The organism is Komagataeibacter sp. SM21, assembly GCF_041402665.1.
GTDB classification, from domain to species: Bacteria; Pseudomonadota; Alphaproteobacteria; order Acetobacterales; family Acetobacteraceae; genus Komagataeibacter; species Komagataeibacter saccharivorans.
In genome coordinates, this window is the sequence record NZ_JBGLOV010000027.1 from 1 (window position 1) to 18,009 (window position 18,009).

General features: G+C 59.8%; 20 protein-coding genes and 2 pseudogenes. 9 read left to right on the forward strand and 13 right to left on the reverse strand.

Features of this window, described 5'->3' with window-relative positions; genetic code table 11:
• Positions 1–456 precede the first annotated feature (456 nt).
• Together ACBR42_RS15530 and ACBR42_RS15535 are read left to right on the forward strand one after the other, a co-directional pair.
• Positions 457–1,214: pseudogene (locus tag ACBR42_RS15530) on the forward strand (IS5 family transposase).
• A 425-nt stretch (positions 1,215–1,639) separates the two neighbouring features.
• A complete protein-coding gene (locus tag ACBR42_RS15535) occupies positions 1,640–2,038 on the forward strand; it encodes an MFS transporter (protein ID WP_371208620.1) in 399 nt (132 codons plus the stop codon).
• Here the strand turns inward: ACBR42_RS15535 and ACBR42_RS15540 are convergent.
• Both ACBR42_RS15540 and ACBR42_RS15545 read right to left on the reverse strand, forming a co-directional pair.
• Positions 1,964–2,320: pseudogene (locus ACBR42_RS15540) on the reverse strand (IS3 family transposase); the annotation flags it as partial. The gene ACBR42_RS15535 and the pseudogene ACBR42_RS15540 overlap by 75 nt on opposite strands.
• 168 nt (positions 2,321–2,488) lie before the next feature.
• Complete coding sequence (locus ACBR42_RS15545) at positions 2,489–3,415, reverse strand: LysR substrate-binding domain-containing protein (protein ID WP_371208605.1); 927 nt, start codon at positions 3,413–3,415, stop codon at positions 2,489–2,491.
• A gap of 121 nt (positions 3,416–3,536) precedes the next feature.
• Here ACBR42_RS15545 and betC point away from each other — a divergent pair, with 121 nt between their 5' ends.
• Genes betC through ACBR42_RS15560 form a run of 3 tightly spaced genes read left to right on the forward strand, consistent with a single transcriptional unit; the run spans position 3,537 to position 8,729 of the window.
• Positions 3,537–5,069 (forward strand): choline-sulfatase, encoded by a 1,533-nt coding sequence (gene betC, locus ACBR42_RS15550; protein ID WP_110560939.1) that lies wholly within the window; start codon positions 3,537–3,539, stop codon positions 5,067–5,069.
• A gap of 10 nt (positions 5,070–5,079) precedes the next feature.
• On the forward strand, positions 5,080–7,482 hold the full coding sequence (locus ACBR42_RS15555; protein ID WP_371208606.1) for a TonB-dependent receptor: 2,403 nt from the start codon (positions 5,080–5,082) through the stop codon (positions 7,480–7,482).
• Positions 7,479–8,729: an MFS transporter gene (locus ACBR42_RS15560; protein ID WP_371208607.1), complete on the forward strand. Its 1,251-nt coding sequence runs from the start codon at positions 7,479–7,481 to the stop codon at positions 8,727–8,729. The genes ACBR42_RS15555 and ACBR42_RS15560 overlap by 4 nt, the downstream gene beginning before the upstream one ends.
• Here the strand turns inward: ACBR42_RS15560 and ACBR42_RS15565 are convergent.
• On the reverse strand, positions 8,726–9,340 hold the full coding sequence (locus ACBR42_RS15565; RefSeq protein ID WP_371208608.1) for a hydroxyethylthiazole kinase: 615 nt from the start codon (positions 9,338–9,340) through the stop codon (positions 8,726–8,728). The two genes, ACBR42_RS15560 and ACBR42_RS15565, sit on opposite strands and share 4 nt — an antisense overlap.
• Before the next feature lie 446 nt (positions 9,341–9,786).
• On the reverse strand, positions 9,787–10,119 hold the full coding sequence (locus tag ACBR42_RS15570) for a hypothetical protein (protein ID WP_371208609.1): 333 nt from the start codon (positions 10,117–10,119) through the stop codon (positions 9,787–9,789).
• 272 nt (positions 10,120–10,391) lie between these two features.
• Here ACBR42_RS15570 and vapB point away from each other — a divergent pair, with 272 nt between their 5' ends.
• The 4 genes from vapB (at position 10,392) to ACBR42_RS15590 (ending at position 12,331) form a co-directional block, all read left to right on the forward strand.
• Positions 10,392–10,616, forward strand: coding sequence for a type II toxin-antitoxin system VapB family antitoxin (gene vapB / locus ACBR42_RS15575; protein ID WP_075624224.1), 225 nt, complete (start codon positions 10,392–10,394; stop codon positions 10,614–10,616).
• On the forward strand, positions 10,617–11,027 hold the full coding sequence (locus tag ACBR42_RS15580) for a type II toxin-antitoxin system VapC family toxin (protein WP_159264190.1): 411 nt from the start codon (positions 10,617–10,619) through the stop codon (positions 11,025–11,027). It begins immediately after the preceding gene.
• 624 nt (positions 11,028–11,651) lie between these two features.
• A complete protein-coding gene (locus tag ACBR42_RS15585) occupies positions 11,652–11,924 on the forward strand; it encodes an AbrB/MazE/SpoVT family DNA-binding domain-containing protein (RefSeq protein ID WP_007396086.1) in 273 nt (90 codons plus the stop codon).
• Positions 11,921–12,331, forward strand: coding sequence for a type II toxin-antitoxin system VapC family toxin (locus tag ACBR42_RS15590; protein WP_371208610.1), 411 nt, complete (start codon positions 11,921–11,923; stop codon positions 12,329–12,331). Before ACBR42_RS15585 ends, ACBR42_RS15590 begins: the two co-directional genes overlap by 4 nt.
• A gap of 3 nt (positions 12,332–12,334) precedes the next feature.
• On the opposite strand, the gene ACBR42_RS15595 is transcribed toward ACBR42_RS15590, so the two are convergent.
• From ACBR42_RS15595 to ACBR42_RS15635, 9 genes are all read right to left on the reverse strand, one after another.
• Entirely contained in the window at positions 12,335–12,709 is a 375-nt protein-coding gene (locus tag ACBR42_RS15595) for a hypothetical protein (protein ID WP_371208611.1), read from the reverse strand.
• A gap of 7 nt (positions 12,710–12,716) precedes the next feature.
• Positions 12,717–12,905 carry a hypothetical protein gene (locus ACBR42_RS15600; RefSeq protein WP_371208612.1) on the reverse strand — a complete coding sequence of 63 codons (189 nt, stop codon included), beginning with the start codon at positions 12,903–12,905 and terminating at the stop codon, positions 12,717–12,719.
• Positions 12,906–12,916: 11 nt separating this feature from the next.
• Positions 12,917–13,195 carry a DUF2312 domain-containing protein gene (locus tag ACBR42_RS15605; RefSeq protein WP_371208613.1) on the reverse strand — a complete coding sequence of 93 codons (279 nt, stop codon included), beginning with the start codon at positions 13,193–13,195 and terminating at the stop codon, positions 12,917–12,919.
• Positions 13,188–13,712: a transcriptional regulator gene (locus tag ACBR42_RS15610; protein WP_371208614.1), complete on the reverse strand. Its 525-nt coding sequence runs from the start codon at positions 13,710–13,712 to the stop codon at positions 13,188–13,190. The genes ACBR42_RS15605 and ACBR42_RS15610 overlap by 8 nt, the downstream gene beginning before the upstream one ends.
• A gap of 10 nt (positions 13,713–13,722) precedes the next feature.
• A complete protein-coding gene (locus ACBR42_RS15615; RefSeq protein WP_371208615.1) occupies positions 13,723–14,211 on the reverse strand; it encodes a hypothetical protein in 489 nt (162 codons plus the stop codon).
• 165 nt (positions 14,212–14,376) lie between these two features.
• On the reverse strand, positions 14,377–15,660 hold the full coding sequence (locus ACBR42_RS15620; protein WP_371208616.1) for a DUF1173 family protein: 1,284 nt from the start codon (positions 15,658–15,660) through the stop codon (positions 14,377–14,379).
• A 58-nt stretch (positions 15,661–15,718) separates the two neighbouring features.
• Complete coding sequence (locus ACBR42_RS15625; RefSeq protein WP_371208617.1) at positions 15,719–16,381, reverse strand: HD-GYP domain-containing protein; 663 nt, start codon at positions 16,379–16,381, stop codon at positions 15,719–15,721.
• A 58-nt stretch (positions 16,382–16,439) separates the two neighbouring features.
• Positions 16,440–16,631 (reverse strand): hypothetical protein, encoded by a 192-nt coding sequence (locus ACBR42_RS15630; RefSeq protein ID WP_371208618.1) that lies wholly within the window; start codon positions 16,629–16,631, stop codon positions 16,440–16,442.
• A 23-nt stretch (positions 16,632–16,654) separates the two neighbouring features.
• On the reverse strand, positions 16,655–18,009 hold a 1,355-nt coding region (locus tag ACBR42_RS15635), incomplete at its 5' end, for an ATP-dependent helicase (RefSeq protein ID WP_371208619.1).

Genomic DNA, 18,009 nt, shown 5'->3' on the forward strand with positions numbered 1-18,009 from the left:
TGCCGATCGTGGACAGGGATGTGGGGGAGCATTAGCGCGAACGCGGACAGACCCCGCAGGGGGCTGGACTTCTCCTGGCGGCGCAGCCGTCTGGAGAAGCTTGGCGAGCGAACCCGAAGGGCCACCCGTAATTTACTGCTTTTCCGATCGGGCGAGAGGCTGCCCTTGTGACGCATAGCCAGTCAGGAACGGATCATCGCCCACGCAGTCCATATGCCGAGCGATACGCTGACGATGCGGCCGCGTGTATCGACAGACGGCGCCATGTACTTTTGAGAAAATGGGGCTTAGTATGAGGCAACATCCCCCCTGTTTTCCGGAGCGCGCAATGTCGGCCCCTTCCCCCAACCGTCGCCCCATTTTCTGTACGCTCTACCGTGTTCTAGGGCCCGGACCCATAAAGGGATTCCCATTGTGAGCGGCCTGTGATTCGCTGTCTCTGAAAGGAGATGAGCGATGGACGCTAACTTTTTCTGGCTTTCGGACCGACAGTTTGCGCGGATTGCGCCACATCTGCCTACCGATACGCGTGGCAAGCCGCGTGTGGATGATCGACGTGTGATCAGTGGCATCATTCAGATCATGCTGTCCGGCGCGCGGTGGAAAGATGCGCCGTCCGCGTATGGCCCGCGCAAAACGCTCTACAATCGGTTTCAGCGCTGGGCTGCGAAAGGCGTCTGGGCGCGCCTGTTCGAGGCGCTGGCGCAGAGCGGTGGACCGCCTGCCGAACTTCTGATCGACAGTTCTGCCGTGAAGGCCCATCGCTGCGCCTCCGGCGGAAAAAGGGGGAGCGACACCAGGCCATCGGCCGATCGCGTGGCGGGCGCACGACCAAGATCCACGCGCTGACGGATGCCGCCTGCCGGCCGGTCGCCTTCGTGCTGACCGGCGGCAACGTCGCGGATTGCACGGCAGCGGCCCCGCTACTGGAGCAAGTCTCGAACGTCCGGCTGATCCACGGCGACAAGGGCTACGACACCAACGCGGTGCGTCGACAGATCGAGGACAAGGGCGCCGCGCCGAACATCCCGCCCAAGGTCAACCGGGTCTGGAAGAACTGCTTTTCGCCGGTCCTTTATCGGACGCGAAATGCCATTGAGCGCATGTTCAACCGCCTCAAGGACTTCCGCCGCATCGCGACACGTTACGATCGCAATGCCACCAACTTCCACGCCGCCATCTGCCTCGTCGCGGCCGTCAGTTACTGGTTATGAGTCCGGGCCCTAACTCCCGTGATATAAGCTGCAAGCGGGCTTGAGAGAAAGACTGCCGCGTTCGCTATATCTTCCGGCGTTGCAACATCATAGCCAACAGAAACCTGTGCAAAAATTGGCAGAACGGCAGCCTCGATCTCGGGTCATGGCGTATCTTTCTCCGCCAGTCCCCGTTGGGCTGCTACCTCCTGGAAACGGGTGATCGCCAGAAGCTGTCCAAGACCAGCGTGACAATGAGGCTCGACATCCGCAGCTTCCACATGATGCTCCGCATGCACGCGCACTGGACGTAGCTCTGTGGGCGGTGTGCGATCAGCAAGACTGCTGGCCTGCAGAGATCGGGATTGCTTCATCTGGCATATCCTCGATAGTCTATGGCATTCTGTCGAGCGATTGATAAAAAATCAGCCTGTATAGCAGAGGGCATGACACGTTCCGCCAAAACGCTTCTGCCCTGGCTGATGATCTTCGGTGCCGGTATTTGCCTGCGTACCGGAATTGCGGCCCTCTCTCCCATCCTCGACCGGATCGCACGAACTCTTGTCATCTCCAACGCCGAACTGGGCTTGCTGACCACACTTCCAGTCCTATGCATGGGCGGTCTGTCTCCGCTTGGGCATATGCTGGAACGGCGACTTGGCCTGAGACGCTCCATGATAATGGCATTGGCGCTTCTGACGATCGTCCTGCTCCTTCGCCTTGATGGTGGCAGCTATGGACTGCTGCTTTTCACGGCCGTCGGCGTGGGCGTAGCCGAACCGGCGTCGTTCGCCCGCAAGATCGCGCAGCCGACCGCGTGCCTCGGCATCATCCGGACGGCGTGACGCATAGCGCCACGTCTTCGGGTCCATGCCGATCAGGCGGCAAGCCCACCGCTGCGAGTAATCCCGTTCGGTCATCGCCCAGGTCACGGCCTCCCGCCGCAAACCGGGCGTCACGAGTTTTTTGTCAGCAGGTCCTTCAGCGTCGAGATGTCCATCACGCTCTCCGCCAGGAGCCGCTTCAGCTTCGCGTTCTCTTCTTCAGGAGCCTTGAGCCGTCGCGCCCGCCTAATGCTCCTTCAGGATCCCAATGATCTGGTCCTGCGTGAAACGTGATCTTTTCATCGTCTGTCTCCAGTGGACAGACCTTACTTCAAATCGAGGGCATTTCAGGGGCTGGGTCAATCGGCCATAGGGTTTATTTTCCGGTAAACCCGGGGCAGTTCAGTTTCTGGAAGAAGCCGAGCTGGACTATTCCATCAGTCCTGGACAGGTTCTTGCCGGACATTCTGGTCAGATATTCATGCGGCTGAGGTTGACAAGCCAGTCACAGAACAGCTCAGCCTGGCTACTACGCGGTGTGCGGGCCGTCAGCACATAGCCCCTGCGGCTTCTGAGTGGTTTCTGCCAGACTTTGACCAGCACGCCGCTTTCCAGACAGGTATCAACCAGCGGCCGCCACCCCAGCGCGATGCCTTCCCCCTGCATGGCAGACTGCAGCAGCAGGGGATAATTGCCAAAAGTCCGGAAACGCGCCGTCTTCTGGCTGCCCCGTGCTGACAGATCCGGGTCCATCCGGGCAAACCAGTCCGTCCATGTAAACCACAGGTTCTCGTGTCCATTCAGGTGCAAAAGATGTGCACGTCCCAGATCAGCCAGTGTCGTGAAAGGGCCATAGGTGCGCGCGTAGGCGGGGCTGCATACCGGATAGACTTCCTCATCAAACAGCGTAATGCGGTTTTCGCCTGATTTACGGACGGCAGCCTCAAACAGGATGGAGACATCCGCCGTTATCCCCAAGGGGGGCTGGGCCTGCAGCGCTTGGGTTGTCAGGATCTGGATTTTTACGCCCGGACAGATTTTTTCAAAATCCGGCAGGCGGGAAATCAGCCAGTTGGCGGCAAAACCATAATCTGTCAGCACATTCAGGGCCCTATCCCGGCTAACGGCCGTAGCCTGTTCTAGCGCGGTCCTGATGGTGGCCCGTGCTTCCGACGCCGCGGCGACCAGCGTGCGGCCAGCCTCATTCAGCGCAACCCCGCGATGCCTGCGCATGAACAGCGGCATACCGACGACACGTTCGATATGGCCAATCTGCTGACTGACGGCGGGCTGGGTCATGCCCAGTTCGGCCGCAGCAGCGCTGAAACTGCCCAGACGGCCTGCCGCTTCGAGCACCCGCGCATTGCCCATCAGATAATCAACCGTGTAATCCGTCATAATTATTAATTATACAAGATATAAGAACAAAACAACATCACAAATCACATTTAATGTCGCATATTAAGTCCATAACACAAATCACTATCTTAGTTCGTTGTATATCCGTGAGAAGAGAACCATGCCCGAGCAGCAGCCCAACCGTCCCAATTTCCTTGTAGTGCTGGCAGATCAGTTAACGGCGGCGCTGCTGCCCGCAGTTCTGGGCGGTCGCGATCCATCGCCCGTCATCGTCCCCAACCTGACGGATCTGGCAGGGCAGGGCGTGGTGTTTGGTAACGCTTATACCAACAGCCCGTTATGCGGTCCGTCGCGGGCCGCGCTCATGAGCGGCCTCCTGCCCACCATAAGCGGCGTATATGACAATGCCTGTGAATGGCATGCCGATACCCCGACATTCGGCCACCGGCTACGACTTGCAGGGTACCGGACCATCCTTTCGGGCAAGATGCATTTTGTCGGGCCGGACCAGTTGCACGGGTTTGAGGAACGCCTGACAACCGACATCTACCCTGCCGATTTCAGCTGGGTGCCTGACTGGCTGCACCCGGAAATCCGGCCTGACTGGTACCATTCCATGGATTCAGTTCATCAGGCCGGTCCGGTCGTACGCAGCAACCAGATCGATTATGACGAGGAAGTCGCCTTCGCCACCCGCCGCAAGCTGTATGATCTGGCCCGTACGCGCGATGGGCGACCGTTCTGTATGCTGGTCTCCTTCACCCATCCACATGACCCGTTCAATATCGGGCAGGAATGGTGGGACCGGTATGCTGATGTCCCCATTCCGTCGCCTCAGGTGGACCTTGCACAGGATCCTCATCCCGCCGTTATCCGCATACGTGAGGCGTGCGGCATTGCGGCCGACCCAGCGACGCCACAGGCAGCCCTGCGTGCACGGCGGGCCTATTTCGGCGCGATTTCCTATATCGACCATCAGGTAGGACGGCTGCGCGCGGTGCTGCAGGAAACGGGGCTGGACCGCAACACGGTGATTGTATTCACCAGTGATCATGGTGAAATGCTGGGCGAGCACGGTCTGTGGTACAAGATGTCTTTTCATGAAGGGGCGTCGCGCGTGCCGCTGATATTCAGCGGCCTGGATTTTTTCCGTCCCCGCATCGTACGCGATGCGGTCTCGCTGGTGGATGTGGGAGAGACGCTGTGCACACTGGCGGGAGCGCCACCTGCACCCCGCACCGATGGCCGCAGCCTTGTTCCCCATCTGAATGGATTAGGCGGCCATGATGGCGTATTTGGCGAATATTGCGGGGAAGGCACGACAGCGCCCGTGAGCATGATTCGCCGCGGGCAATGGAAGTTCATCCATACCCCCGGCGAACCCGACCAGCTTTTCGACCTGAACGATGATCCGGATGAAACCCGCAATCTGAATGGCAGCAATGCTGCGGTAGCCATACTGGCGGCCTTCAGGGAAGAAACGCACAAGAAATGGGATTATGCCCGCATTACCCGCGATGTCATTGCCAGCCAGAAACGGCGGCAACTGGTCAGCCGCGCTCTGGCGATGGGGACCTGTACGCACTGGGACTACCAGCCCCTGCCTAATGCCCACAACGCATACATCCGTAATCACAAGCCTCTAGAAACGCTTGAGGCTGAAGCGCGCCTTTATCCTCCCAGCGTCCGGTGAGACATTCGCCATGAACCGTATTCCCACCCTGTCGTATGTGACGACATTCGCCTTCGCCCTTTCGGTTGGCACGCTGCTCTGCGTCTGTGCATCCTTTGCGGCAGACCTGACCGATACCCAACCCGCCGCAAAACGGGCAAAATCGCCGCGCCATGCTCCCGCAACGACGATGGCCAGCGGCAGACCGGCAAGGAAAGACGCAGGCGGCGTGGAGGAAATAACCGTCCGCTCCACGCGGCGGACCCAGCGATCAAGCACCATTCCTGCCTCCATCGTCGCCCTGTCCGGCAACACATTGCAGACTACGGGCGTGCGGGATGCCCTGACCCTGGCCCATGACGTACCGGGGCTTATGGCCGAAACCACATCAGGCTCCGCCAATCCGCGCTATCGTCTGCGCGGTATCGGCACGAATGACTTCTCGGCCAACATGACCACGGCGGTCGGCGTGTCGGAAGATGAAGTGTTTCTGGACAGTGGGGCCTCGCAGGGGGTACCGATCTATGATCTGGACCATGTCGAGGTATTCCGTGGCCCGCAGGGCACATTGCAGGGCAAGAATACCACAGCGGGCACCGTCAATTACTATACCAAACGACCCACCAATCATCTGGACGGCTACGTGCGGGGCACGGCTGGCAATTATGGGCGGCTGGGGGAGGAAGGGGCGATTGGCGGCCCTATTGTCAAGGATCGCCTGATGGCGCGCTTTGCCATCACCAACCAGGATTTTTCCGGCCAATACCATGATAGTTACCGGAAGGAAGATGCCAACGGTTACCAGTATTACGACATGCGTGGCGAGATACTGGCCAAGCCCACTGATAATCTAAGCATACTCGTCAAAGGTCATATCGGGCGCAACAAGACCGATGTGGAACTGGACCATGTGGGCCTGCTGGCCGGGGGAAAGGATGATCAGGGCTATGCCCAGACATCGGCCCGCAACCTGCAGAACAATGGCCGGAGTGACGCGACAACGCGCCGGTCGGGGCTGTCGGTCAATGCGCAGTACGCCTTTGCCCATGGCTGGACACTGACGGATATTTTCGGGCTGGAATGGAATCACTTCAATGTCTTTTCCGACGATGACGCCAGTCCTGCCCCGATCGACTATCAGGAAAACATCGGCGGCGTCGCGCGTGTGCTAAGCAATGAAATCCGCGTCGCATCGCCCCAGAGCAAAAAGATACGCTACATCGGCGGTGTCTATTACATGCGCAACCTGACCCAGTCCTACAGCCAGCAGCCACTCTACAGCCCGGTTGATTTTGGCGCGGGCGGCAACGCGTCCAGTTTCAATATCAACACGCAGGATGCAGCCGTATTTTCCGCCATTTCGGTTGACCTGATGCCCAGGCTGACGCTGGATGTCGGCGCGCGTTTCACATCGGAAACCCGTCAGGCCAATGGCGAGGCGTGGGCCTATGCCACGCAGGCTGGCAACCCCTATAATACATCCGACCGGGTGCTGACCTACATCAACACCAATACGAACACCTATATCGATCCCGCGACAGGCAGCGCCATCAGCGGGCCGACGCTGAAAAAGACGTTCAACAGGGACAGTGAGGACGCCAGCCTTAAATACCGCTTCAACAGCAACATCATGGGCTATTTGCGCTATGCGCGGGGGTTCCGTACTGGCAATTACAATACCTATGTCGCCACGGCGTCTGATTTTAGCCTGTATAACCCGGAAACGCTGACAGATTACGAAGGTGGAGTCAAAGCCCGGCTATGGAAGGGACGCGCCCAGATCAACCTGAGCGGCTTCCATTACGACTACGACAACATGCAGGTCACGATCCTGCAAAATACCGGTACGCACACCACCAATGCCGCCAGCGCCGTATCCAACGGCTTCGAGTTCGAGGGGCAGGTACGACCGCTGGACAATTTTCTCGCGACATTTGGTGTAACCTATCAGGACGCCCATTACACCAGCTTTACCAATGCCAGCGCGCCCACGCCGTTCAATGGCGGCAATCCGGTCAATCTGTCCGGACAACCGCTGGAGCGCGCGCCGCGTGTCACCGCCAATCTGCTGCTTAGTTACACATTGCCCGTCTCATTCGGTGACTTCGCCTTCCAGACAGACTGGCGTTACACCAGCCGTTACCGTTTTCAGGCATGGTCAGACGTCACGCCCACCACACCGGGTGCGCTGCTTTCATCCGCGCAGGCGCAGGCTCTTGTCCGCAACGCTTTTTCACAGAAACCAGTCCTTATGGGCAATGTACGCGTAGCCTGGCATTCGCTGGACAAGAAAACTGAAGTGGCCTTCTGGATGCATAACATCACCAATCAATTGACGTATACTAATGCATTTGGGGAATTTTTCAACGGCAATATCAGCCGCTATCCCGGTGAACTGCGCAGCTTTGGCTTTGAGGTCTTCCGTTCCCTATGACCAGTACCAACGAACTTCGCGCACCAGCGGGGACTGCCGGACGATGGGAATGGGTGGGTATCAGCGCCGCTGACTGCGCGGCCCATAGCATGAACTCGCTTGGACCGTTCGCGGTCAGTGCGCTCATGACCGACCTACACCTCAACACTTTTCAGGCAGGAATTTGGAGCACGGTCGAAATGGTGGCCTATGCCGGGTCCATGTTCGGTATCTCGCCATGGGCTGCGGGTCTACACCTGCGCCGGGTGGCACTGGTGGCGGGTATCATGGTCGTCATGGCTCAAGGTGCTTCTGCCATTGTGGCCAGCTATGGTATACTACTGGCATTGCGCCTGCTGGCCGGGACGGGACTGGGCATGCTAAATGCTGTGGTCAATATCGGCTCAGCCCGGTCGCATGCGCCCGCACGCAGGCTGTCGCTAGTCATGATCGTGCAGACCGTGGTGTTCACCATCGCCAGCCTGCTTCTGCCGCAGGCGGCGGCACTCGGGGGTAGGACAGGGGTATTCGGCTTTCTGGCGCTGCTGGTCGTTTTCCTCCTACCCCTTATGGGGTTTACGACCTCCCGATCGAGCATACCCCGGTCTCATCGTGTTTCCATAACCCGGTCAGGCGAACGGTCGTGTGTTCATTCCCGGTTCATCATTGCCGCCGTTGTTTTCTATACCAGTGGCAGTCTGGCCATATGGCCATTTTCCGCCCATGTGGGGCATCTGGCTGGATTGACGAATACGGCGTTTGGCTGGCTTGCGGCGGTTGCCAATATAGGTGGCCTTGCAATGTGTATCGCAGGCTCGCTGCTGGGGGATGGCAGGGCAGCCTTCCGTCTGCTGGCGCCCGCCGTCCTCCTGACCGCGCTGGCTTGCGTCGTGCAGGCCGTTCCATGGAGCATTTCCGCCTACTGCACGGCGTTCCTGCTTAATTATGCATTGTGGTTTTTCATTTATCCCAATCTGATCGGCATCGCTTGCCGCATGGATCCGAGCGGCAGGCTGGCGACCCTGTGCAGTGGGGCGTGGATGATATCACAGGCCAGTGTGACCCCGCTTTCCGGGTTGCTTGGGCGCAATGGGCATTTCCTTGGCGTTGGGTTGCTGGGCATGGGCAACTGTCTGGTCAGCACCCTGCTGGTTGTCGGTCTTTATTTTAGCATGCATGGCAGGATCCGTAATCGCTCCATGTCCCAGCATCGATTGCGTAAAAATAAGCAGGTATATGCACGATCAGGACTAGATACCTATTTTTAGGGATCCTGAGGCAAATAAACCTCGATCACGGAGAGATGATCGATAAACGCGATCGCGAAGCTGACGGTTTCGCGGGCTGCACTGACTCTATGCGCGGCTTCGGCATACAGCGCATGGGCCGCAGCCACCGCTTCTGGCTTGGATCCCGCGTTGGCAATAACGCCGCTGTAAGCGCCTAGTGCGCCCCGCCCCGGTGACATAAGTGTCAGGCGAGCGTCTCCCCCGGAAAGGGTCAGAGTGGTCACACCATCGGTGATATAGTCCACCGGACCGCTGACTGCGGCAATCGTGCTGGTGCGCGCGGCCAGATTCTGAAGAAAAGGTTGGGCTTGATCGGATGTCAACGTGGTACCGATACCGCGCCCACTACCTGTGCCGTCGGCCAGGGCGATCAGTTCCGAAGCATTATCCCGGATCGCGGTCGGACGGAACGTCAGCAAATCCCACACGACCTGATCGTGGGCTGGCGCGCCGGTCCCGACCGCTAGCAGGAGGTTGGCCGACAGGGTGGCGGCGATGTAATTCGTGATGCCGTAGCAGAACGGCCTGCGTGCTTTGAAGCACACGAATTCCTCACGTACGCTCAGGGATGTCCAAGAACGCGCATCCATTACGATCCTTTCTGTTTCACCAGGCCATACCGGCGAGCATTGGCCGGTTCATAGCCTATCGGTTAGCTGAGGCATGCCACTGGGCACGCGGGATCGACGGTCCATCCGTTCATCGAATCATCATACAGGCGCCTGAAGGGAAGATGGGTCGCCGCCGTGGCCAGAGTCAGCCCCGCCGCAATACAGAATCCGCATGTAGTCTGATTGACGCGTCCAGAACTATCGTATGGCTTGTGTCTGCCTGCATCCAACCGGCTGTTAATTTTCACTGAGAACTGACCCGGGTAGAAGGGCGGGACGCGGCGTAAATAGGCGTAATCGGAAAAGGGTGAGAGAATGTCGCTTTGCCATGACACCGGCAGCTGGACAGTCGGGGCCACGCTTCACGTTGTGGGCCCGCAGGATGTGCGAGGGGTGAAGTGAAGAGGTTCGACCAGCAAGGGCGGTCAGGCGAAGGTTCCTTCCGCAATGCTGTGGGCAAGCCGGATGACCAGTGCGTCCCGGCCATCGCGAAGCGCTTCCAGGGCTGTCTGACCCGCAAGTTCAGGATGAGATTGCATCAGGAAGCGGTAAATGGTCCATCCGCTGTCGCCCAGAGTCTCGAAAAGCACCGGCAGGACAGGGAAGGGCTGTCCCGTCGCGCTGATCTGCCAGGCCGGATAGCGCGATTCCCGCGGTGAAGGTCCTGGCAGAACGAGGACAGCATGGGCCTGTTCCATATCATGCAGGTCTGAGACAGTCAGGCCAAGGTAGTGGGCGAAAGCCTCACCCGTCAGCATGTCCTGCTCTGACAAAATGGTGGCTGCCAGGTGGCGTCCCCGTTCTTCTGCCCGAGCGAAAGCGTTGCTCCGTGTTCGTGGCCTGTCTGTCATGACTGCTGTCTTTTTGTCTTTCAGAGAGAGAGGAGAGCGAGACCATCATGGGGCGGGCGGAAGATCTACTGTATCATCCGGCCCGCTTGTATGCAGTCGGTGCGTAGGGCCCTAAAAATACGGGACATCAACGTCCAAATGGGATATACATGATATATATCCATAGGGAGGGGTATCCGATGCTGACCCGTACGACACTCTTTCTATCCAACCGCTCGCAGGCAGTGCGTCTGCCGAAGATGGTCGCCTTCGGGGAGCAGGTACGCGAGGTGGTCATCGTGTCCGAAGGGTCTCGGCGGATCATCGCTCCGGCCGATGCGGCGTGGGATGATTTCTTTGCGGCCCACGGGGTGGATCTGGGGGAGCGGAACCAGCCAGCCATGCAGGAACGCGAGGCGCTCTGAATGCTGCGTTATCTGCTGGATACGAACCTCTGTATCCGGGTGTTGCGGGATCGACCGCAGGGGTTGCGTCCGAGGTTCAACAGCTGTGCGGAGGAACTCTGCATCTCGGACGTGGTTCTGTATGAACTGCTTTATGGCGCGGAACGCTCGTCTGATCCTGTGCGCACAAGGCGTGAGGTCGAGCACTTCGCGGTAAGGCTGGCGGTCTTGCCATTCGACAGTGAAGCGGCCGCCCATACGGCGGACATTCGGGCCGATCTTGAACGGAATGGGCGTATCATAGGTCCATATGATCTCATGATTGCCGGGCATGCCCGGAGCAAAGGGCTGATTGTGGTGACCGGCAATCTGCGGGAATTTCAGCGGGTGGAGGGTCTTCGAACCGAAAACTGGCTGACTGACACGGTCTGACCGGCAAGGCTGAGGCGAGACAAAATATTGATAAAAACGATTGTTTATCAATCGACTATGTCATGCAACGAGCCTTTCAACGAACCCGCTGACAAGCAGCAGTTTTCTTCGGTTGCAGGCCCCCGGAACCAGAAATGCCAAAAAAGCCCCGCTAAGTCGCTGACTCGGCGGTTTTTTTTGTGGCACCCCGCACTACACGCCTATCAAATTCCCCATCATTTTAGGGGTTTAATGGCCGGTAGGTTCAAATCGGGGTGCCTGACACCCGCAATCAACTGCTTCGTACGCAGGCGTAGAGGGGCGTGCTCCGGCGTAAGCGGGCGCAGGAGAAAAGGGCAGGGGGGCTCAGTTGAGGGCATGTTGCTGCCCCGAGATGAAGGCCATGTCCAGATGACGGTAATGGGGGGAAACCAGAATGTCAGGTCAATGGTAATAAAGAGAGAAAGCGGTCAGATTGTAGGCCCCGATCTCGAGTTAGAGTAGCTTTTAGGAATATCTGGGCTGCTCAAACGGTGGTGGATTGCAGATCCACCCAGTAAGAGGCCCGTCAGTCGTAGCCACCAAAAACCTTGTGTTCCCATCGCGCGACATATACAATTCGGGATATACATGGAGGAACCAACCGTGCCAATCCCTGAAATCAATCCGCGCCCACGGGAGGTAAAACTCTTCAGGAATAATCGCAGTCAGGCAGTTCGCATTCCGGTGGAATTTGAACTACCTGGAGACCGGGTGCTTATCCGCCGCGACGGTGAAAGGCTGATTCTTGAGCCCGTCAAGGCACCTTCTACACTGAACGAACTTCTTGCTGTCTGGCGCGAAGAGTCGCCATTAGCTCCTGACGACGATTTTCCAGACGTCCATGATGTAGCCGCCAGACCGGAAGATATCCTGTGAGCGCCTACCTTCTTGATACCAACATCATCAGCGATCTTGTCCGCAATCCATCCGGATTTGCGGCACGACGCATCGAACGTCTCGATCCGGGTGATCTTTGCACCAGCATTATCGTGGCGGCCGAGCTGCGATATGGGTGTGCAAAAAAGGGCTCGGCAAAACTCCTGTCCCGCGTTGAAAGCGTGCTGGCTTTTGTACCGATATTGCCACTCGATATTCCGGCCGATGGCGAATACGGCGGCATACGCGCCGAACTCGAAGCAGCAGGGCAAACAATCGGCATGAATGATTTGCTGATCGCGGCCCACGCTTACACTCTCAAAGTCACGTTGGTAACGAACAACGTACGCGAATTTAGCCGCATCAGAGGGCTTAAGATCGAAAACTGGTTGGAGGATCTGGCATGACATTCAGCACAGAAAATGCGCCATAAGACACCCGAGCGCCGCGCCACCGAACATCCCAAAGCGTAGAAAATGCCGCCATCGGCCCACGACCGGCATGGATGCTCGGATGTCGCGCAATTCCCGCCCGGCCCATAGTCCTGCCACAAGGGAAACCAGCACGACCACCACCAGTAATGGCCAGGTCATGGGCAGGAAGGGCGCATGGACGAAGGGAACGACAGTCGGGCCCAGCTGATCGACGACCGAGAAGCCATCGAATGCATCACTCGCCAGCAGGAGACAGAGCGCGGCAATCTGTATGCCGCGCCGGTCTGCTCTAACGGGACGGGGCCGGACCAACGCATGGTCGATCCGATGCAGTCTGACTGAAATCTCCATCTGAGTGTCACACCTCACGACGATCGGCTTTCCCGGTGCCTTCGCCAAACCAGGGCGATGGATAATCGCCCTCCCAATTTGTGATACCTACATTATTGGTAATAATTTCAGCACGTCTACGCTCGGTCTCAACGTGTCGAAACCATTGGATCAGCCTGCGAACCAGACGAGAAGCATTATTAAACTGGCGGATCACCGTTATTCCCCTCACATTCCCAGCGCACGGCGATAGAGATCCAGAAGCATCTCCTGCTCTTCCACAGCCGCAGGCTCCAGCCTGCGGATCCGGATGATCTGGCGTATGGTCTTCACATCAAAACCTGCCGATTTTGCTTCGGTGTAGATGTCCTTGATGTCACCAGCCAATGCCTTGCGCTCTTCCTCAAGGCGCTCCACGCGTTCAATTACGCTACGCAGCCGGTCGGCCGCGATCCCGCCGACAGAAGCGGCACCCGCGCCGCCATCCGCTTCACCCTCATCAAACATGGGAGAATCCTTCCGTATCTTTTGTGAAAACCCGATATTCCGGACGGGGATAGGTCTCATGCCCCGTTTCAAGCAGCTCCAGCCAGCGCGACGCCCGCGGCTCCAGCGCGCCTCCCCGGCCAAGGTGGCGCAACAGGGCCGTGCGGTGCTCGCCCATCCGTTCAGCCAGCAGCCTGGTCGACCAGCCGATAACCGTAATCGCCCGGTACACCTCACGTCGCCGATAAGGCGGCCGATTGCCCGTGACAGTGATCGACCGGGCGAAGGGCGAAGAAAACCGCTTATGGATGGCGCGCAACGCGCACAGCCACGCGACGAATTCAGGATCGGCAGGCTCCCCCGCCGCAAACTCCCCGACGCGGTTGCGGCTGAATCCTGACCGCCGGGCCGCCTGACGAAGCGGCCAGCCGATATCGACCAGACTGGCACGGATGAGGGCGCCTGCCCTGATCCGCCGACCACTGTCGTAACGCCCATTCGCCGCAGGCACATGCCGCAACGGGAGCGGGAGTGTCACTGTCGCCCCCTCAGGCATGGGACAGCACATCAGCAAACACACGGCCCGCCGCGCCACGACGCACATGGGACGCCATCCGGCGGCTCACCGGACGGTAGCGGCCCGGTATGCGGCTTTCATGAACCACGCCTTCGCCTTCAAGGGCTTCGAGCGCGCGTTCCACCTCCCTGACGGGCAACACCAGCTTCTCCGCCAGTTCGGAAGGCAGGCTGCCTGCCCTGGCCAGTTCCGAGAGGGCCGCGAAAACCATGTCCTTGACCGGTGACGCCACGACCTTCCGCGTCGCAGGCATCCATGGAACACGCGCGTAGACGCTGTGGCCCATGGAGGCGATTTCCCCCGCCTCCACCATTTCACCGAGGACAACCGGGAATGCACCGAGGATCTCGGCTGGCAGGCCCTTCCTCAGTTCGAGGACCGCATGGGGACCTGCCACGAGCGCATTACGGACATGGGCGAGTATCAGCCCCCGCGCACGCTCCCGGTCTGTCTCGTTCATACGTGCATATGGCACCGGCACTGGCCGGCGCACCGAACGTCGCGCCATTTTTTCCTCCAGGTTTGTATGCCTGAAGTATGGGGCGCTCGTTTGTGGGTGCGGACAGGGAGCGCAGGATCGGTCTTTACAGCCCCTTTCCGTCATCGTGACGTTAACCCGACCGGTTCAGGCTCCGGGCCTGTCACCCCGATTCAGCGCAGGCGGAAATGGCGGAATGTTGCGCGGCGCAGCCGCGGCATTCCAGCACCACCACTCATTCTGCCCATAAACGTCGTTGTAATACCGGATCTTCTCCTGGCGCCGGGCGGCGTAAGCCTCATCGTCACGCCCGAAGACCTCCATCGGCGTTCCGCGCTGGTCAGCCGTGTCGGTCAGCACGAAGTCAGGATGTACGACATCACGATGCGCATCAAAGCGCAGGGGCTTGACGAACGCCCGACGCGCCTTCACCAGATCACTGGCGACAGCAAGTTCCGGAGCGCTCGCAACCGGGACCAGCGTATCGGGCTCCACTTCCATAAGCGCCACATCATCCGCCCATGCCCCGATCCGAACCCGATCGCCATCACAACCAACCCTTACCGTCGCAGTAACAAGCCCGATCACCCGGATCGCGCGTTGTCCGCGCGGCTGACCCAGCGCCGCCATGGCCATGGGGAAACGCCGGGCAAGGCGCTGCTTCCAGTCGGCATGTGCCGATACACGCAGGTCATATCCCGCTGCACCGTCGAAGCAGATCGAAACGAAGCCAGTGTCCTGCCGCCCCCTGCGCAACGTTATGGAGTCCACTACGCCCAGCAGCAGGATACGCCATGTATCGCCACAGGAGCGCGCCGTGCGACGCAGAAGCGCCGGACCATCCTTATCGCCATAGCCAACCATGGCGAGCCGGTCCCCAAGATGCTGGTTGCGCCCTGTGGTGATGTCGCCAGCTGCCGTCACCAGCGCCTGTCTTACACCTGTCCACCACCTGCGCCGCCGACCGATATCGGGGCTCCAGGTGTTGAAACGCGCCTGTTCCCACAGGAGATGCAACAGACCAAGCTCGGTCATGCGCGCCTGTCGCGGCGCGCCCCCTGCGCCATTGGCTGCCGCCCCGGCGGTGGGGGCGACTGCCGGGGGCACATCCGCCGTGTCACGGATACGAAGACCACGGCGCAACGCAACCCGCAGGTCGCCATTCGCCATTTCCCGGACGACACCCTCTTCATACCCGCTCCGCCCGCTCCGGCGGACATCCGTTTCATGGAACGGACAGGAAGGGTGATGCAGTGCCCCCTGCCCTGGGAAACGCGCGATATGATAGGCCTCCACCTGCCTTCCGGCCTGCAGCCGCTCTGCCCGCCTGACGACCAGTTCAAGATGGTGGCCCTCATGGAGACAGTCGCAATGGGGGCGTCTGTCCGCACCGTGGGCAGCCGCCAGAAGGCGCTGCCATCTCTCCACCATGCGAGGATCCATGTCCCAGCTACGCCGGCCCCTGCGTCCATTACCGAACGTGATCCAGTCAGACATGGCCAGAATTCCCTTCCGTTCCTGTATTGCCCGATTGCGCAAGCCGGGCTGCGATGATCCGGTCGTAATGCCGTATCGCCCGGTCGGTCAGATAGGGATCGAACATCCTGCCCCGCTCGCGCAAAAGGATTGAGCGCACCACATCCATGGGCACGGGTGGCTTGTAGCTGCGCCGGGAGGCCAGTGCGTCGATGAAATCCGCAATGCCAACGATACGGGCCATGACCGGGATATCCGGCCCGGCCAGACCATGCGGATATCCGCTTCCATCCCAGCGTTCGTGGTGCAGCAGAACGCAGTCCCGGACGATGCGGGGGATGTGCGCGACATGCCTGCCGACGATCGTCATGCCGTAAGCGGGATGGCGCATCATGATCGTCCATTCGGGGGCTGTCAGCCGACGCGGCGCATACAGGATGGCAGGCGGAACCCACCGTTTGCCGATATCATGCAGCCGGGCGCCAATGAGAAGCAGGTGGCGCAGTCCCGTGGGCAGACCGGCGGCATCGAAAACGATCGGCGCGATGGCGGCAACCCGGTTCCCATGTCCATCAAGTTCCCGTCCTGCAACCTGTGCGAGCTGCATGAGCTTTCCATGGGCATAAGCCGGCGAACCGCCCGCATATGCCACACATGTATCGAGAGCGTTTTTCATGATGGCAGTATTTCCCGCCCGGTTGTGGGTCCATGCAGCCGGGCAGGAAAAAAGGGTGTCACACGCGCCGGGTGCGTCTTTCGCCCTCCTGGCGATGATCGCCGCAGAACCAGTGCGTCACGCCCTGGCGGTCGGCGCACCCGAACGCCGCACCTTCGCCGCAGATTTCGCATTGATGGGCCCATGCGTGGCCCGGCGTACGGGCCGCCGTCGCCTCGGTCTGCATTGCGGGCTTTGCTGTAACGGCCATGCTGACGGCGTTCCTTCCTGCATTCAGACCCTGCGCCCCGACAGGGACGAGGCCGTCCCCCTGAGGCGGTTTCTCAGCCAGCCACGACATAGGGCCCCGGACGGTATTTCCGACAGGAATACCGAAGGTTCGGCAAACCTGCCACCGCGCCATGCACACCAGGTGACCGCAACGCGCCGGCGGCCCCGCGTCAGGGCGACGTAGGCCAGCCTGCGCTCCTCATCAGCGTCCGGATTGGTGGCGGATGGAAACAGCCGGTCTTCCCAGCCCATCAGGAAGACATGGCCATATTCCAGTCCCTTCGCGGCATGGATCGTCATCAGGCGGACCCTCCCTTCTCCGGATGCCTGCCCCGAGACCGATCCAAGTGCCGCATGATCGAAGAGATCCGCAAGGGTCGCGAACTCAGCACAGAGACCGACCAGTTCCTCAAGGTTTTCCAGCGCGGCGCGCCCGTCCTCACCCGCCGCTCGGTACATGTCCGCATACCCCGTCCGGTCAAGCAGTTCACGGAGACGCTCCGCCAGCGGGGCATCCCCCGACGCGCTGATTTCGCGGATGGTGGACAGGAATGCCCGCACCCTGTCAGCAGACCTGCCCCGTGCGCTGCCAAAGAGCTGCTCGGCCGCCTGAAACAGCGACACATAATCCTGTTCCGCCACCGCCTCGATCTTCGCGAGCGTTTTTGCCCCAACCCCACGCGCGGGCTGGTTGATCACACGCCGGAACGCCTCATCACTATGCATGTCGTCCGGGCATGAGGCCAGCCTGAGCAATGCCAGCGCATCCCGGATGACCCCGCGCTGCCAGAACGCGGTGTCATTGACCAGTTCGTAGGGAACTTTCGCTTTCAGAAGCTGTTCTTCGAGCAGGCGCGACATGAAATTGAACCGGTAGAGGATCGCGATGTCGTCGGGCGCCACGCCTTCGAGCAGCCGGCGACCGATTTCGAAGACGATGCCCTGCGCCTCCTCGAGCCCGCCACTGAATTCCACGGCCTCAATCGGCTCCCCTGCCCCGGTTGCGGTAAACAGGGTCTTTTCCAGGCGACCGGAATCAAGGGCGATCACGGCATTGGCCGCCGAGAGGATATGTCCCGTGGACCGGAAGTTCTGTTCCAGCGCGATCATCGTGCCGCCGGGGAAGTCATTGATAAAATTGCGGGTATAGCCCACATTGGCCCCACGCCAGCCGTAAATCGACTGCGCGTCGTCGCCTACCGCGAAGATATCGCCATGGTCCCGGCTGAGTAGCTGCAGCCACTGGTACTGGAGGCGGTTCACGTCCTGAAACTCATCGGCGAGGATGGCATCAAAGCGCCGCCCCCAGTCAAGCCGGTAATCCTCGTCACGCTGCATCGTCACCGTGGGCCATAAAA

Bases quoted from the DNA above. Each gene is read 5' to 3' on its own strand.
- ACBR42_RS15535 (WP_371208620.1), top strand. From the start codon at position 1,640: ATGACACGTTCCGCCAAAACGCTTCTGCCCTGGCTGATGATCTTCGGT.
- ACBR42_RS15545 (WP_371208605.1), bottom strand. From the start codon at position 3,415: ATGACGGATTACACGGTTGATTATCTGATGGGCAATGCGCGGGTGCTC.
- betC (WP_110560939.1), top strand. From the start codon at position 3,537: ATGCCCGAGCAGCAGCCCAACCGTCCCAATTTCCTTGTAGTGCTGGCA.
- ACBR42_RS15555 (WP_371208606.1), top strand. From the start codon at position 5,080: ATGAACCGTATTCCCACCCTGTCGTATGTGACGACATTCGCCTTCGCC.
- ACBR42_RS15560 (WP_371208607.1), top strand. From the start codon at position 7,479: ATGACCAGTACCAACGAACTTCGCGCACCAGCGGGGACTGCCGGACGA.
- ACBR42_RS15565 (WP_371208608.1), bottom strand. From the start codon at position 9,340: ATGGATGCGCGTTCTTGGACATCCCTGAGCGTACGTGAGGAATTCGTG.
- ACBR42_RS15570 (WP_371208609.1), bottom strand. From the start codon at position 10,119: ATGCTGACGGGTGAGGCTTTCGCCCACTACCTTGGCCTGACTGTCTCA.
- vapB (WP_075624224.1), top strand. From the start codon at position 10,392: ATGCTGACCCGTACGACACTCTTTCTATCCAACCGCTCGCAGGCAGTG.
- ACBR42_RS15580 (WP_159264190.1), top strand. From the start codon at position 10,617: ATGCTGCGTTATCTGCTGGATACGAACCTCTGTATCCGGGTGTTGCGG.
- ACBR42_RS15595 (WP_371208611.1), bottom strand. From the start codon at position 12,709: ATGGAGATTTCAGTCAGACTGCATCGGATCGACCATGCGTTGGTCCGG.
- ACBR42_RS15605 (WP_371208613.1), bottom strand. From the start codon at position 13,195: ATGTTTGATGAGGGTGAAGCGGATGGCGGCGCGGGTGCCGCTTCTGTC.
- ACBR42_RS15615 (WP_371208615.1), bottom strand. From the start codon at position 14,211: ATGAACGAGACAGACCGGGAGCGTGCGCGGGGGCTGATACTCGCCCAT.
- ACBR42_RS15620 (WP_371208616.1), bottom strand. From the start codon at position 15,660: ATGGTGGAGAGATGGCAGCGCCTTCTGGCGGCTGCCCACGGTGCGGAC.
- ACBR42_RS15625 (WP_371208617.1), bottom strand. From the start codon at position 16,381: ATGAAAAACGCTCTCGATACATGTGTGGCATATGCGGGCGGTTCGCCG.
- ACBR42_RS15630 (WP_371208618.1), bottom strand. From the start codon at position 16,631: ATGGCCGTTACAGCAAAGCCCGCAATGCAGACCGAGGCGACGGCGGCC.